The organism is Pseudomonas sp. LBUM1662 (assembly GCF_059695915.1).
Genome location: NZ_CP166793.1, coordinates 6,137,397 through 6,151,043, shown reverse-complemented (window position 1 = coordinate 6,151,043; position 13,647 = coordinate 6,137,397). Strand labels below are relative to the sequence as shown.

Below are 13,647 nucleotides of genomic sequence, written 5' to 3'. Positions count from 1 at the left end.
GCTTCGCGGGCAAGCCTCGCTCCTACTGGTTAAGTGTCGTTTGCACCACATGTGCACAACAAGGACTGGTAGGAGCGAGGCTTGCCCGCGAATGCGTTCTGGCGGGCGAGAACTTCACAGCTGAAATGTTGCTGACTAAAAATTACAAAACGGTCACGGCCTGACCCTATGTGTCGCAAAAGTTGTTGGGTTACACTCGGACCCAACGAAAACACCATTCCCACGAATCACCTGTTTAGATCTTGCGAGGTTTGCCATGGCTGACTACAAAGCGCCCCTGCGCGATATGCGCTTCGTCCTCAATGAAGTCTTCGAGGTCGCCAAACTCTGGGCCGAGTTGCCTGCGCTGGCCGAGACCGTCGATGCGGAAACCGTCGAAGCCATTCTCGAAGAAGCCGGCAAGGTCACCAGCAAAAGCATCGCGCCTCTGAGCCGAGCGGCTGACGAAGAAGGTTGCCATTGGGCGGACGGTGCCGTCACCACGCCGGCAGGTTTCCCACAGGCTTATCAGACGTATGCCGAAGGCGGCTGGGTTGGCGTCGGTGGCGATCCAACCTACGGCGGCATGGGCATGCCCAAGGCCGTTTCGGCGCAAGTCGAAGAAATGGTCAACTCCGCCAGTCTGTCCTTCGGTCTGTACCCGATGCTGACTGCCGGCGCCTGCCTGTCGATCAACGCCCATGCCAGTGAAGAGCTGAAAGCCGCTTACCTGCCGAACATGTACGCCGGCGTCTGGGCCGGTTCCATGTGCCTGACCGAGCCGCACGCCGGTACGGACCTGGGGATCATCCGCACCAAGGCAGAGCCTCAGGCAGACGGTTCCTACAAAGTCAGCGGCACCAAGATCTTCATCACCGGCGGCGAACACGACCTGACCGAAAACATCATCCACCTGGTGCTGGCCAAACTGCCGGACGCACCGGCTGGGCCGAAAGGCATTTCGCTGTTCCTGGTGCCGAAGTTCATGGTCAATGCCGATGGCAGCCTGGGCGCGCGCAACCCGGCGAACTGCGGTTCGATCGAACACAAGATGGGCATCCAGGCGTCCGCGACCTGCGTGATGAACTTCGACGAAGCCGTGGGTTACCTGGTCGGCGAGCCAAACAAAGGCCTGGCGGCGATGTTCACCATGATGAACTACGAGCGTCTGGGCGTCGGTATCCAGGGCTTGGCCACTGGCGAGCGCTCGTACCAGAACGCCGTCGAATACGCCCGCGACCGTCTGCAAAGCCGTTCGCCGACCGGCGCGCAGAACAAGGACAAGGTCGCTGACCCGATCATCGTCCACCCGGACGTGCGGCGCATGCTGCTGACCATGAAAGCCTCGAACGAAGGCGGTCGCGCGTTCTCCACTTACGTGGCCATGCAACTGGACACGGCCAAGTTCAGCGAAGACGCGACCACCCGCAAACGTGCGGAAGATCTGGTCGCTCTGCTGACCCCGGTGGCCAAGGCGTTCCTGACCGACCTCGGTCTGGAAACCACCGTTCACGGCCAGCAGGTGTTCGGCGGCCACGGCTACATCCGTGAGTGGGGCCAGGAACAACTGGTTCGTGATGTGCGCATCACCCAGATTTACGAAGGCACCAACGGCATTCAGGCGCTGGACCTTGTAGGACGCAAGATCGTCGGCACCGGCGGGGCGTTCTATAACTTGTTCGCGGACGAGATTCGTCATTTCACCGCCACTGCCAGCGCTGACCTTGCCGAGTTCACCAAGCCGCTCAACGATGCCGTGACCACCCTCGACGAACTGACCTCGTGGTTGCTGGACCGGGCGAAAAACAACCCGAACGAAATCGGTGCCGCTTCGGTCGAGTACTTGCAAACTTTCGGTTACGTGGCGTACGCCTACATGTGGGCGCTCATGGCCAAGGCAGCCCTCGGCAAAGAAGCGCAGGACGATTTCTACGCGAGTAAGTTGGGCACGGCGCGGTTCTATTTCGCACGTCTGTTGCCGCGTATTCACTCGTTGAGCGCGTCGGTGAAGGCGGGGAGCGAGTCGCTGTTCCTGCTGGACGCTGCACAGTTCTGACAAAGTCGCGTCATGTAAGCATTCTCTTACATGACGTGCTGCTGTTCTCCCATAGGCGTAGATTGGATCCACAGCTAATCTACTTCACATGGACGTCGCGCAGGAAGCGCAAAGCAACAACACGGACACGTAGGATTCTGCCAGGACGGCGGAGTGAAATGGATGTCAGGGAAACAGTCTGCAAAGCCCCGCTTCGGCGGGGTTTTCTTTTGCCTCGAGAAAAGTATTCAGCTCAGCCCGTCGAGCGCGGTCGAGCTGTTCAAGCGGTCGTCCGGCCGGTTCATCACTTCCTCCAATAGCGTACGCAACAGGGCCAGCGAAGCTTGTTGCCGTTGCACGTCCCGACACACCAAACCGACTTTCAGCGGCACTCGCGGCTCGGTCAGCGGTTTCCACAGCAGTTCGTTATTGTCCAGCGCCTTTTGCGAGCGCCCGGGCAGAACGGTGGCCAGCCGGGTGTGGGGCAGACTGTCGAGAATCCCCGCCATGTTGTTCAGTTCTGCCTGCACCTGCGCGCGTCGTCCCAGATTGGCCAGTTGCGTCTGCCAGATCTGCCGCACCTGAAACTCTTCACCCAGCAACAGCATGGGCAACTCGGCGGCCTGGCTCATCGAGACTTTCTTGAATTCGCGCAGCGGGTGATCCGCCGGAATGACCAGGGTCAGTTCATCTTCGTACAGCAAGACGCCATGCAAACCCGGCTGACGGGGCGGCAGATAGCTGATGCCGATGTCGAGCGAGCCATTGAGCAGCCGCCGTTCAATCTCCAGGCCAGTCAGCTCATAGATCTGCACCACCAGATGCGGCTGCGCCTTGCGCACGCGTTCGAGCATCTGCGGCACCAGGCTGGTGTGAACCGTCTGCAACACGCCTATAGCCAATGTGCGTAAAGCCTGGCCCTTGAAATTGCCCAAGGCCTCGCGCGCCCGCTGCAAGCCATCGAGCAAGGGCACGGCGTGGTTGTACAAAGTGTGGGCGGCCAGGGTGGGCAGCAGACGCTTGCTGCTGCGTTCGAACAGGCTCACATCGAGGTTCTGTTCGAGCTGGCGGATCTGCTGCGACAGTGCCGGCTGGGAGATCGACAGTCGCTCGGCCGCCCGGCCCACGTGACCTTCTTCGTAGACCGCGACGAAATAACGCAGTTGCTTGAAATCCATAAGGTGCGCTTATCGAAAATGCTGGGAAATCGAAATGGCTCAACGCCGTACCTGGGCCTAGTCTAACCGCATTCACAAGGCTTACAGGGCCAGAGCGCACGATGAATACCGTTTACGTCGATGGTGTTTACATAGGTAAGGCAAAAAACCTCAAGCGAGGTTTGAACCAATGAATTTGTTCAGCTTGCGTCGCAATCCTCCGAGTCTCGATGACTTGGTCGCAGATACCTTCCAGTCGTCCAGAAGCGACAACCTTTCCAGCGAGTACCTGATGCCCAGTGTCGAACGGCCGAAACAGATTTTCGTCCGCGGCCAGGGCTCATGGTTGTGGGACAGCGATGACCGCGCGTACCTGGATTTCTCGCAGGGTGACGGCGCCAATAGCCTGGGCCACAGCCCTTCGGTGCTGGTAAACGCGATCTCGGAACAGGCTCAATCGCTGATCAACCCCGGGTTTGCTCTGCATAACCGCGGCATGCTCAACCTTGCCGAGCGACTCTGTACACGCACCGGCAGTGATCAGGCGTACCTGCTCAACAGCGGCGGCGAAGCCTGTGAAGCAGCGATTCAACTGGCACGAAAATGGGGTCAACGACATCGTGGCGGGGCTTCACGGATCATCGTTGCGAGTAACGGCTGCCATGGGCGTAGTCCCGTGACGATTTCAGCGTCGGACTTTCACTACGTTCCCTTCAATGATCTTGCGGCGATTCACGCGGCGGTCGATGCCCGGACCGTGGCCATCCTGCTCGAACCGATCCAGAGCGACGCCGGGGTGATTCCGGCCACCGAGCATTACCTCAAGGGTGTCGAACGCCTGTGCCGGGAACTGGGTATTTTGTTGATCCTCGACGAAGTGCAAACCGGTATCGGTCGCTGCGGCACCTTGCTTACCGAACAGTCCTACGGCGTTCGAGCCGATATCGTCGTCCTTGGCAAAGGGCTTGGCGGCGGCGTGCCACTGGCCGCGTTGTTGGCGCGAGGCAAGGCTTGCTGCTTCGAGGTGGGCGAACTAAGTGGAACTCATCATGGCAATGCCCTGATGACGGCGGCCGGTCTTGCCGTGCTCAACACGATCCAGGACAAGGGTTTTCTCGATCATGTGGGCGAAACCGGCCAGCACCTGCGCGAAGGACTGAGTCGGTTGTCCCACCGCTACGGTCACGGCGAATTGCGCGGGCAAGGGCTGCTCTGGGGGCTGACCCTGTCCGACGATTCGGCTGATGCCGTAGTCAAATCAGCCTTGTACGAAGGCTTGTTGCTCGACGCCCCGCAACCTGATTGCCTGCGCTTTACCCCGGCCCTCACCGTCAGCAAAGGCAACATCGACGAAATGCTCCTGCGCCTGTCCCGCGCCTTTTCCCGCGTACGCACCGCACAACTGCAGTGCCGCAAGGGGATTGCGGTCTGATCAGACTTTTCCTGCACGAATTCACGAACCGTCTCGCGGTAATAACGCATCGCCCCACGTTGGATCTTTTCGCGTGGGGCGTTTTTTTGTCTCCGCGTTTTGCCAAATGCCAATCGGAGCTTGAGCAATAGCGGGATCAATGGCTTTTTAGAGCGCATCGGCATGGAGTGCCGATGCCCGACATTGTCGTGGGGATGGTTTTGATTTCTATACCACTGAGTGGTATGTTTTTGCGGAAGGGATGCCGATGTTACCCAGGTTGTTCAAGACCAAACGTCTTGCGGTGCAGGCTGGTAAAGCCTGGATTTGTGATGATGCGCTTCGTGTAGCGTTCACCGAGATGCTCAATGGCCAGGCTGAAAGTCTTGGCGGCGGGGTCTGGAAGAAGCGCCTGAATGCCAATCGACACCGCACGATTGTCGTGGCCAAAGGTGGTCGATACTGGGTTTATCAATTTCTGTACGCCAAGAAAGATCAAAGCAATATCAGTCCGGCCGATCTGATCGGTTTTCGGAAAGTGGCGAAGACCTACGAAGGACTGACAGATCTGGAAGTCCAGCACCTACTGGATAGCAGAGAGTTTTTGGAGATATTCATGAACAAGAAGTTTAAAAGTGAAGCCTTGGAATCGGTACATGAATCCGCCACTGCCTTGTATGCCATCGGTGCCATCAGCAAGGCAACCATGCGCGAATTCGACGAATCCTGTCTTGCAACTGTTCCGGACGCGATGCGGGCTGAGCAAATCAAAGCCCTGCGTGAGCGCAACAACGTAAGCCAGCCAGTATTTGCGCGTTATCTAAACACCAGCGCATCGACGGTTAAGCAATGGGAGGCGGGTGACAAACATCCCAGTGGCATGGCGCTCAAGTTGCTGAGCATCGTTCAGAAACACGGTCTGGAAATACTTGCGTGAAGAACCGCGCTGAACCCTGACGAACGGCGCATGTCGATTAGCTGTAGGGCTTTCATGAGCCCACTTCAAATCAGGAGCTGCCCCATGGATTTCATTCGCATCATCATTGCCATTCTGTTGCCACCACTGGGTGTGTTTCTGCAAGTCGGTTTCGCCGGCGCGTTCTGGCTGAATATTCTGTTGACGTTGTGCGGCTACATTCCGGGGATCGTGCATGCGGTGTACATCATCGCCAAGCGCTGAGTTCTGCGACGTCAGATAGATCGCCTTCGCGAGCAAGCCCGCTCCCACATTGGATCTTCAGCGACCACAGAATGTGTGTGCAATGGAGATCCAGTGTGGGAGCGGGCTTGCTCGCGAATGAGGCGCTACAATTTTCTGCACGAATCGCAGAAATTCAGTCCGCCAACTCCATCACCCGCCGATAAAACAACCACTCCTGCTCCAGCGCATGGGCCTGGTTACCGGCCTTGCGAAAGCCATGACGTTCATCTGCGTAGTAATGCGCTTCAACCAGAATGCCGTTGTCCTGTAGCGCCGTGACCATGTCGCGGGTCTGTTGCGGCACCACCACGGCGTCCAGCTCGCCCTGAAAGAAAATCACCGGAACACGGATGTTGCTCGCATGCAGCAGCGGCGTGCGTGCGGCATAGCGTTGGGCATCCTCTTGCGGATCACCAATCAGCCAATCCAGATAATCGCCTTCGAACTTGTGGGTCGCCCGGCCCAGTGCAACAGGATCGCTGACACCGTAAAGGCTGGCGCCAGCGCGGAAGACGTTGTGAAAGGCCAACGCACAAAGCGTGGTGTAACCGCCGGCACTGCCACCGCGAATAAACGCCTTGTTACCGTCGATCAATCCTCGTTCGGCAAGATGAGCGACTACAGCGCAGGCATCCTCTACATCGACTTCGCCCCAACTCAAATGCAGCGCCTGGCGATATGCCCGGCCATAGCCACTGCTGCCACGGTAATTGAGGTCGGCCACGGCGAAGCCGCGCTGCGCCCAGTATTGAATACGTGGATCGAGCATCGGGTAGCAGGCCGAGGTCGGGCCGCCGTGGATGAACACCACCAGCGGTGGTTTCGCCTCGTCGGTCATCGCCGGATAGAAAAAACCGTGGGCCTCACCCGAACCGCTCGCGTAGCGCAGTGTTTGCGGGACGCTGACGTGCTCGGCGGGCAGCGGTGCAATTCCGCCAGCCAATACCTTGACCCGTCGGGTATCGCGGTCGATGGCAATCACCGCCGACGAACTCACCGGCGACGCCGCGATGCAGTAGATGAATTGCTCATCCAGTGCGAGATGGCGAAAGCGGCTGTAATCACCGGTGAAATCTTCAGCGGCGTCACCGCAAATGCCCAGTTTGCCAAACCCGCCTTCGGTCCAGCTGGCCAGGTAGCGGCCTTCGTCCAGCGGCAACCAGGTGCTGCCACCCAGTTGCCACGGCGCCGGCCCATGATCGGCGGCGGCACTCGGCAACGGGCTCAGGCCCTCTGCGGATTCCACCCAAGGCTGCCAGTAGCCGGCGCGATCCGTCAGGCAAAACAGACGGCCGCCGCTGTCGAAACGGGGTTGTTGCAGCGACTCCTGAACACCTTCGCCCGCCACACAACGCGGTTGAGCAAAGCCCCCATCATTCTGGCGCTCGGCAACCATCAGCCGAGTCGCGGTCCATGGCTGATCCGGTCGGCTCCATTCGATCCATGCCAATCGTTGCGCGTCAGGGCTCAATGTCGGCGCAGCATAGAAGTCGGCGCCCTCGGCCAGCAGATGACGCCGGCCGTCAGCTACATCGATCGCGATTAGACGATGGCGGTCATGGTTCTCTTCAACCGCGAGTACCTGGCCATTGGCAAACTGCAGATCGCCGTAACGGCATTCACTCGAGGTCAGCACTTCAGGCGTCTCGCCCGCCAACGATTGTCGATAAAGTTGTTGGTCCGCCTCGTTGACGAAAACAATCCCGTCATCGGTCAGACAAAACGCGCCACCGCCGTATTCGTACACCCGACTGCGCACGCTGAAACCTGCTGGCGTCAGGCAACGGGCCTGGCCGTCGCGCCAATGCCAGATCCTGCAGGCGGCATCTTCGGGGCGGTATTCGTTCCAGAACAGGCCATGCTGGCCGACCAGCAATTCGGCGAAGTCGATACCGGCCGCGACGGCCCGGGAGGCGCTGAAGGGTTCAGCTTTTGGCGATGAGGCGTGAGTTTCGTTCATTGCGAAAGGCCAGTTGTTCGATGGTCTGGGTCGCGTGCTCGGCTTCTTCGCGGGCCTTGAGGATCACGCCGTGATGTTCCGACTTGCTGCACACCGGGTCGGCGTTGCTCGCGTCACCCGTGAGCATGAACGCCTGGCAGCGGCAGCCGCCGAAGTCTTTTTCTTTCTCGTCGCAGGAGCGGCACGGCTCGGGCATCCAGTCGTAACCGCGAAAGCGGTTGAAGCCGAACGAGTCATACCAGATGTGCTGCATGCTGTGGTCGCGCACGTTGGGAAATTGCACCGGCATCTGTCGGGCACCGTGACAGGGCAGTGCGGTTCCGTCCGGCGTGACTGTCAGAAAGATGCTGCCCCAGCCGTTCATGCAGGCTTTCGGTCGTTCTTCGTAGTAGTCCGGCGTGACGAAAATCAGCTTGCACGGATGCCCTTCGGCTTCGAGTTTGGCGCGGTATTCGTTGGTGATGCGTTCGGCGCGGACCAATTGCTCTTTGGTAGGCAGCAGGCCGACCCGATTGAGCTGCGCCCAACCGTAAAACTGGCACGTCGCGAGTTCGACGAAGTCGGCCTCAAGGGCGATGCACAGCTCGATGATCCGGTCGATCTTGTCGATGTTGTGCCGATGGGTGACGAAGTTCAGCACCATCGGATAACCGTGGGCCTTCACCGCTCGCGCCATTTCCAGCTTCTGCGCGAAGGCCTTTTTCGAACCGGCCAGCAAATTGTTCACTTGCTCGTCGCTGGCCTGAAAACTGATCTGGATATGGTCCAGGCCAGCCTTTTTGAAATCGCTGATTTTCTGTTCGGTGAGGCCGATGCCGGAGGTGATCAGGTTGGTGTAGAAACCCAGTTTGCGCGCCTCGGCGATCAGCTCGGCGAGGTCCTGGCGCACCAGCGGCTCACCGCCGGAAAAGCCCAGTTGCGCAGCGCCCATTTCCCGGGCTTCACGGAACACTTTGATCCACTGTTCGGTGCTCAACTCTTTGCCTTGCTCGGCGAAGTCCAGCGGATTGGAGCAGTACGGGCATTGCAGCGGGCACCGATAGGTCAGCTCGGCCAGCAGCCACAGCGGCAAGCCGATTTCAGGTTTGGGCGGTAACGTGCCTGACACGGAATCAGGCAAGTTCGATCCAGTGCTGAGCACGGGCGACCTCCATGAACTGTTCGATGTCCTCAGCGAGCTCAGGCACGCCGGGGAACTGCGCGTCCAGTTCGGCAATGATTGCCGCGACATCACGCTGGCCATCGATCAAACCGCCAATCAGTGCGGCACTTTCATTGAGTTTGATCATGCCTTCCGGGTAGAGCAGCACATGGCCTTTCTGCGCCGGTTCGTACTGGTAGCGGTAACCCTGGCGCCAGGTCGGGATCTTGCTGCGATCAAAACTCATAAAGTGATTCCTTTATGCCAGACCCGCTGGTCGGTCACGCTGTGATACGGCGGGCGGTTCAATTCGTAGGCCATGCTCATGGCATCGAGCATGCTCCAAAGGATGTCCAGTTTGAACTGGAGAATTTCCAGCATGCGCTCCTGGCCTTCCCGCGTCGTGTAGTGCTGCAACGTGATGGCCAGACCGTGTTCGACATCCCGGCGTGCCTGGCCGAGGCGCGTGCGGAAATATTCGTAACCGGTCGGGTCGATCCACGGGTAATGCTGCGGCCAACTGTCCAGGCGCGACTGGTGGATCTGCGGGGCGAACAACTCGGTCAGCGAGCTGCTGGCGGCTTCCTGCCAACTGGCCCGGCGGGCGAAGTTGACGTAGGCGTCCACGGCGAAACGCACGCCGGGCAGCACCAGTTCCTGCGAGCGCAGTTGATCCGGGTCGAGGCCGACGGCCTGGCCCAGACGCAACCAGGCTTCGATGCCGCCGTCTTCGCCGGGGGCGCCGTCGTGATCCAGCAGGCGCTGAATCCACTCGCGACGGATCTCGCGGTCCGGGCAGTTGGCGAGGATGGCGGCGTCCTTCAGGGGAATGTTCACCTGATAGTAGAAACGGTTGGCGACCCAACCCTGGATCTGCTCGCGGGTCGCCCGGCCTTCATACATCGCCACGTGGTACGGGTGATAGATGTGGTAATAGGCGCCCTTGGCGCGCAGGGCCGCTTCGAATTCGGCGGGGGACATGGGGGTGTCAGTCATTTCGGTTCTCCGGGGATGACCGGTGGATTCTCTGGTGTCTGGTCCGACGCCTTCGCGAGCAAGCCTCGCTCCTACAGGGGCACGCGATCACTGTAGGAGCGAGGCTTGCCCGCGAAGAGGCCATCCGCTACAACACAATACTCATGCCGTCATACGCCACTTCAACATTGCGCCGAGCCAGTTCTGCACGCTCCGGTGAATCCTCATCAAGAATCGGGTTGGTGTTGTTGATGTGGATAAGTACCTTGCGCTGCTTGGGCAACTGTTCCAGCACTTCGAGCATGCCGCCGGGGCCGTTTTGCGCCAGATGGCCCATCTCCCGTCCGGTGCGCGTGCCGACGCCACGGCGCTGCATTTCGTCGTCATCCCACATCGTGCCATCCACCAGCAGGCAATCGCTACCGGCCATGATTTCCAGCAGCGGCGCATCGACTTTGCCCAGGCCTGGCGCATAGAACAGCTTGCCGCCGGTTTTCAGGTCTTCGACGATCAGGCCGATGTTGTCGCCCGGGTGCGGGTCGAAGCGGTGCGGCGAGTAGGGCGGCGCCGCGCTACGCAGAGGCAGCGGGGTGAAGCGCAGGCTCGGGCAGGCCGGGATGGTGAAGCCGCGGTCGAGCTCGATGCGGTTCCAGTTCAGCCCGCCATTCCAGTGCTTGAGCATGTTGAACAGCGGGAACCCGGTGCTCAGGTCTTCGTGGACCATGTCGGTGCACCAGACTTGGTGCGGGCAACCTTCGCGCAGGCTGAGCAGGCCGGTGGTGTGGTCGATCTGGCTGTCCATCAGGATGATCGCGCTGATTCCGGTATCGCGCAGGGCGCGGCCCGGTTGCATCGGGGTGTAGCTCTGGAGTTGGGCACGAATGTCCGGCGAGGCGTTGCACAGGATCCAGTTCACGCCGTCATCGGAAATGGCGATGGACGACTGGGTACGCGCCTTGGCGTTCAGGCTGCCGTTGCGAAAACCTGCGCAGTTCACGCAGTTGCAGTTCCACTGGGGGAAACCGCCGCCGGCGGCGGAACCTAGGATCTGGACAAACATGGGCGCTCCATCATTTCAACGCTGAAAATAAAAACGCCCCGGTAAACCGAGGCGTTGCCTTTCGATACAACCTTAGCGGCTTGCGAAGTACATGGTGACTTCAAAGCCGATACGCAGGTCGGTGTAAGCAGGTTTGGACCAGGACATGGGAGCGCTCCTTCAGGTGATAAGACAGTTGAGACCTATACATATAGTCCACCTCCAGCCGGAGATGTTCAGATAGTTAGGTGGCTATGTTACTCAAAATTACAGAGCGATTGGCCGCGAATCTTTGAGAAAGCTAATTGCAGCGTCGGTAATGATCATTTTGTCACTTGCCAAGGCTCCTTCGGTTCCGAACTGCTGGCCAGGCACCGCCAGCCACCTTCGGCGTTCTTTAGCCGATGGGCGGCGGCGAGCAGGTTGGGGGGCTCGATGGCCAGAATCGCCAAGGGCAGCTGCGTCAGATAATCCGACGAGTGGCCAGCTTGTTTGGCATGCCAAAGCAGCTCGGCTGCTTGAAAGAGGGGGAGCGCGTCCATTTCGAATTGATCGGCCAATGCCCGGCGCTGAGCGATGAACACCGCTTCGTCGATGCCCTCGATCAAACCGGGCAGATCGCTCATGAAGCGTTCCATGTGTTCCAGCAACTGCAAAGGCGCGGAGCCCGGCGACTGCACACCAAACAGGATCCCGGTCTGGCCATGGATCTGGCGCAGGGCGCTGAACACCGCGTAACCCAACTGCAGCTCCACGCGCAGGCGCTGATAGATCGGCGTCTGACAGACAAGCGCCAACAGGCGCCAGGTGGCTTCGTCGGAGATGTCCTGGGTAGCCGTCGGACAGAACAACAGCAGCGCGTGTTCGCTGGATTCTATGTCGAGCGTTGTCCACAGGCGCTGAGAGTTGATCGAGGACGGCGGGGACGGTTGGCTGTCCGCTGCGCCGGGCACTCGGCTCAGGGCCAGCCCCATCGCCGCTTGAGTCTGTGCCGACAGGCCGATGGCCAAACCTTCCCAGCGCGCACTCGACCACAGCGGCTGCAAGTCATCGCAGACAGACACATGCTCAAGGCAAAGATCGGGCAGCGCCTTGAGTAGTTGTTTGATCGGTATCAGCGCAGGGCCGTTCGGCTCTTCCTGTGAGAAGCCACCGTCAGTCGTCAGTTCTTTCAGCACATGTTCGAGAACGGTCGGCATCGGCTCCTGCAGCCCCGTCATCCTCAGCAGCCATTCATTGCCTGAAGCGCTGAAAGACACGTCAACGCCGGCCTGCCGTGCATCTTCGCGCAACAACTGCAGGCGGTTTTCCAAGTGGTATTGGAGGCGGGTATGAGGTTTGAACTCGAGCCGCCAGCGCAGATAAATCGCGCCTTGCGCTGTGTTATCCGGCAAGGCCTGGCTGAATTGCATTGGCGAGTTTTCGCGACGGCTGCGCGAACGATCCTGTGCGAATGTTCGAAGGCCACGGTGCTTGCTGGTTTGCCCGCGAATCAGTCCGGCATTTTGAGGCGGCGCTTCGACGCGCAAGAACGGATTCGATGGCGGCAGGTGCCATTCATCGCTGAAGTTATCCACAGCGCCGATTTTCTCCAGGATGTCCTTGAGTGCGACAACGCCTTGCTCGGATAGCCCGGTTTCAAGCTGTTCGCTGTCGAGTCGGGCCAGTTGCAGCGCATGGCTGACCTGTTGCTGGCGCTCAAGCGTGGCGGCGTACTCTTCGCGCAAACGGACCCAGTCTTGCCGAGAGGCAAAAAAGCCCAGCCAATCCAGGAGCTTCTCGCGAATCACGTTCGCGGGTGCAGTCGTGGTGAAATGGATGTGCAGCACCGCTTGCCCCGCAAACTGATACAGCGGCTTGGCGATCAGATGCTCGGCCAGACAGCTCGAGCGTAATTGAGCCAACAGACCACCGGGTTTTGCGGCGTTCAACCCATGGCACAGGAACGCCAACGCTTCGGCCGACGAAGGGAGTAACGATTCGAAAGCAAACAGCAGGTCGAGCCTACGTTCATTCACCTGTTGATAACTTGACTCAGAAGATGTCATCAGCGGCACAGGGGCTGCTTGCGGGACGTTTTCTCCAGCAGGAATCACCGCGCCGAAACTCAGCGCCATGTCTTTCAGTTCTTCAATGCTTTGCGGCCCGACCAGGCTCAGCGTCATCTGCCCGGTCTGATAAAACTGCTGATGGAAGTCCTTGAGCGCTTGCTGAAAATCCGCTTGCTGCACCGGCAGGCTGTCGCGATTGCCAGCATGAAAGCCGCGCAACGGATGACTCGGCGAAAGCCCATCGAACAGCGCCAACTGCTGTTGCGTCGCCTCATCCTGAGACCAGGCGACAAATTCTGCATGCAGCACTTCCCGTTCCCGCTGCTGATCGTCCGGATTCATACGCGGATGAGCGAGCATGTCTGACAGACGCTCCAGCCCACCGGCAAATGCCCGCGGCGGCAGTTCGAAGAAGAAGTCGGTCGTGCGTTCGCTGGTTCGCGCATTCACCGGCCCTCCATGACCTTGCACATACGCCATCAACCCTTGATCCGCAGGAAAACGCTCGGTGCCGAGAAACAACAGGTGCTCAAGAAAGTGCGCGAGGCCGGGCCACGCCAGCGGCACATCATGACTGCCCGCCGCGACCCGCAGGGCGGCAGCACAGCGCTTCAAATCCGGGGCATGACGCAGCGTCACCCGCAGGCCGTTGGCCAGGGTTTCGGTGTGGGGGCGAGGGTGATTCAGCGCAGGCATGA

The 13,647-nt window shown here is 59.6% G+C and carries 12 protein-coding genes and 1 pseudogene; 5 read left to right on the top strand and 8 right to left on the bottom strand.

Annotated features, from left to right (window positions below; all coding sequences use genetic code 11):
- The first annotated feature begins 256 nt into the window (after positions 1-256).
- The gene (locus ACA049_RS28090; RefSeq protein WP_497331398.1) at positions 257-2,035 is read left to right on the top strand and encodes an acyl-CoA dehydrogenase C-terminal domain-containing protein; all 1,779 of its coding nucleotides are present in this window, start codon (positions 257-259) and stop codon (positions 2,033-2,035) included.
- 227 nt (positions 2,036-2,262) lie between these two features.
- Here ACA049_RS28090 and ACA049_RS28085 read toward each other — a convergent pair whose 3' ends face one another.
- A complete protein-coding gene (locus ACA049_RS28085; RefSeq protein ID WP_497331396.1) occupies positions 2,263-3,192 on the bottom strand; it encodes a LysR family transcriptional regulator in 930 nt (309 codons plus the stop codon).
- Between the two features lie 169 nt (positions 3,193-3,361).
- Here ACA049_RS28085 and ACA049_RS28080 point away from each other — a divergent pair, with 169 nt between their 5' ends.
- The 4 genes and pseudogenes from ACA049_RS28080 to ACA049_RS28065 all read left to right on the top strand — a co-directional run bounded on the left by ACA049_RS28080 (position 3,362) and on the right by ACA049_RS28065 (position 5,762).
- Positions 3,362-4,603, top strand: coding sequence for an aspartate aminotransferase family protein (locus tag ACA049_RS28080; protein ID WP_497331394.1), 1,242 nt, complete (start codon positions 3,362-3,364; stop codon positions 4,601-4,603).
- A 247-nt stretch (positions 4,604-4,850) separates the two neighbouring features.
- Positions 4,851-5,215: pseudogene (locus tag ACA049_RS28075) on the top strand (type II toxin-antitoxin system RelE/ParE family toxin).
- Positions 5,199-5,519: a helix-turn-helix domain-containing protein gene (locus ACA049_RS28070; protein ID WP_219097020.1), complete on the top strand. Its 321-nt coding sequence runs from the start codon at positions 5,199-5,201 to the stop codon at positions 5,517-5,519. The pseudogene ACA049_RS28075 and the gene ACA049_RS28070 overlap by 17 nt, the downstream one beginning before the upstream one ends.
- Before the next feature lie 84 nt (positions 5,520-5,603).
- Complete coding sequence (locus ACA049_RS28065; RefSeq protein WP_007904205.1) at positions 5,604-5,762, top strand: YqaE/Pmp3 family membrane protein; 159 nt, start codon at positions 5,604-5,606, stop codon at positions 5,760-5,762.
- Positions 5,763-5,916: 154 nt separating this feature from the next.
- On the opposite strand, the gene ACA049_RS28060 is transcribed toward ACA049_RS28065, so the two are convergent.
- The 7 genes from ACA049_RS28060 to pqqF all read right to left on the bottom strand — a co-directional run bounded on the left by ACA049_RS28060 (position 5,917) and on the right by pqqF (position 13,645).
- Positions 5,917-7,743, bottom strand: coding sequence for a S9 family peptidase (locus tag ACA049_RS28060; RefSeq protein ID WP_497331392.1), 1,827 nt, complete (start codon positions 7,741-7,743; stop codon positions 5,917-5,919).
- Positions 7,709-8,851 (bottom strand): pyrroloquinoline quinone biosynthesis protein PqqE, encoded by a 1,143-nt coding sequence (pqqE, locus tag ACA049_RS28055; RefSeq protein ID WP_167362294.1) that lies wholly within the window; start codon positions 8,849-8,851, stop codon positions 7,709-7,711. Before pqqE ends, ACA049_RS28060 begins: the two co-directional genes overlap by 35 nt.
- A gap of 4 nt (positions 8,852-8,855) precedes the next feature.
- Positions 8,856-9,131 (bottom strand): pyrroloquinoline quinone biosynthesis peptide chaperone PqqD, encoded by a 276-nt coding sequence (gene pqqD, locus ACA049_RS28050; RefSeq protein ID WP_497331390.1) that lies wholly within the window; start codon positions 9,129-9,131, stop codon positions 8,856-8,858.
- The gene (pqqC, locus tag ACA049_RS28045) at positions 9,128-9,880 is read right to left on the bottom strand and encodes a pyrroloquinoline-quinone synthase PqqC (protein WP_497331388.1); all 753 of its coding nucleotides are present in this window, start codon (positions 9,878-9,880) and stop codon (positions 9,128-9,130) included. The genes pqqD and pqqC overlap by 4 nt, the downstream gene beginning before the upstream one ends.
- A gap of 127 nt (positions 9,881-10,007) precedes the next feature.
- Complete coding sequence (gene pqqB, locus ACA049_RS28040; protein WP_497331386.1) at positions 10,008-10,919, bottom strand: pyrroloquinoline quinone biosynthesis protein PqqB; 912 nt, start codon at positions 10,917-10,919, stop codon at positions 10,008-10,010.
- A gap of 72 nt (positions 10,920-10,991) precedes the next feature.
- Complete coding sequence (gene pqqA, locus ACA049_RS28035; protein ID WP_009045898.1) at positions 10,992-11,066, bottom strand: pyrroloquinoline quinone precursor peptide PqqA; 75 nt, start codon at positions 11,064-11,066, stop codon at positions 10,992-10,994.
- 155 nt (positions 11,067-11,221) lie between these two features.
- The gene (pqqF, locus tag ACA049_RS28030; protein WP_497331384.1) at positions 11,222-13,645 is read right to left on the bottom strand and encodes a pyrroloquinoline quinone biosynthesis protein PqqF; all 2,424 of its coding nucleotides are present in this window, start codon (positions 13,643-13,645) and stop codon (positions 11,222-11,224) included.
- Between the last annotated feature and the right edge of the window lie 2 nt (positions 13,646-13,647).

What these genes read in the sequence shown, in the direction of transcription:
- ACA049_RS28090 (WP_497331398.1), top strand. Translation starts at nt 257, where the DNA reads ATGGCTGACTACAAAGCGCCCCTGCGCGATATGCGCTTCGTCCTCAAT.
- ACA049_RS28085 (WP_497331396.1), bottom strand. Translation starts at nt 3,192, where the DNA reads ATGGATTTCAAGCAACTGCGTTATTTCGTCGCGGTCTACGAAGAAGGT.
- ACA049_RS28080 (WP_497331394.1), top strand. Translation starts at nt 3,362, where the DNA reads ATGAATTTGTTCAGCTTGCGTCGCAATCCTCCGAGTCTCGATGACTTG.
- ACA049_RS28070 (WP_219097020.1), top strand. Translation starts at nt 5,199, where the DNA reads ATGAACAAGAAGTTTAAAAGTGAAGCCTTGGAATCGGTACATGAATCC.
- ACA049_RS28065 (WP_007904205.1), top strand. Translation starts at nt 5,604, where the DNA reads ATGGATTTCATTCGCATCATCATTGCCATTCTGTTGCCACCACTGGGT.
- ACA049_RS28060 (WP_497331392.1), bottom strand. Translation starts at nt 7,743, where the DNA reads ATGAACGAAACTCACGCCTCATCGCCAAAAGCTGAACCCTTCAGCGCC.
- pqqD (WP_497331390.1), bottom strand. Translation starts at nt 9,131, where the DNA reads ATGAGTTTTGATCGCAGCAAGATCCCGACCTGGCGCCAGGGTTACCGC.
- pqqC (WP_497331388.1), bottom strand. Translation starts at nt 9,880, where the DNA reads ATGACTGACACCCCCATGTCCCCCGCCGAATTCGAAGCGGCCCTGCGC.
- pqqB (WP_497331386.1), bottom strand. Translation starts at nt 10,919, where the DNA reads ATGTTTGTCCAGATCCTAGGTTCCGCCGCCGGCGGCGGTTTCCCCCAG.
- pqqF (WP_497331384.1), bottom strand. Translation starts at nt 13,645, where the DNA reads ATGCCTGCGCTGAATCACCCTCGCCCCCACACCGAAACCCTGGCCAAC.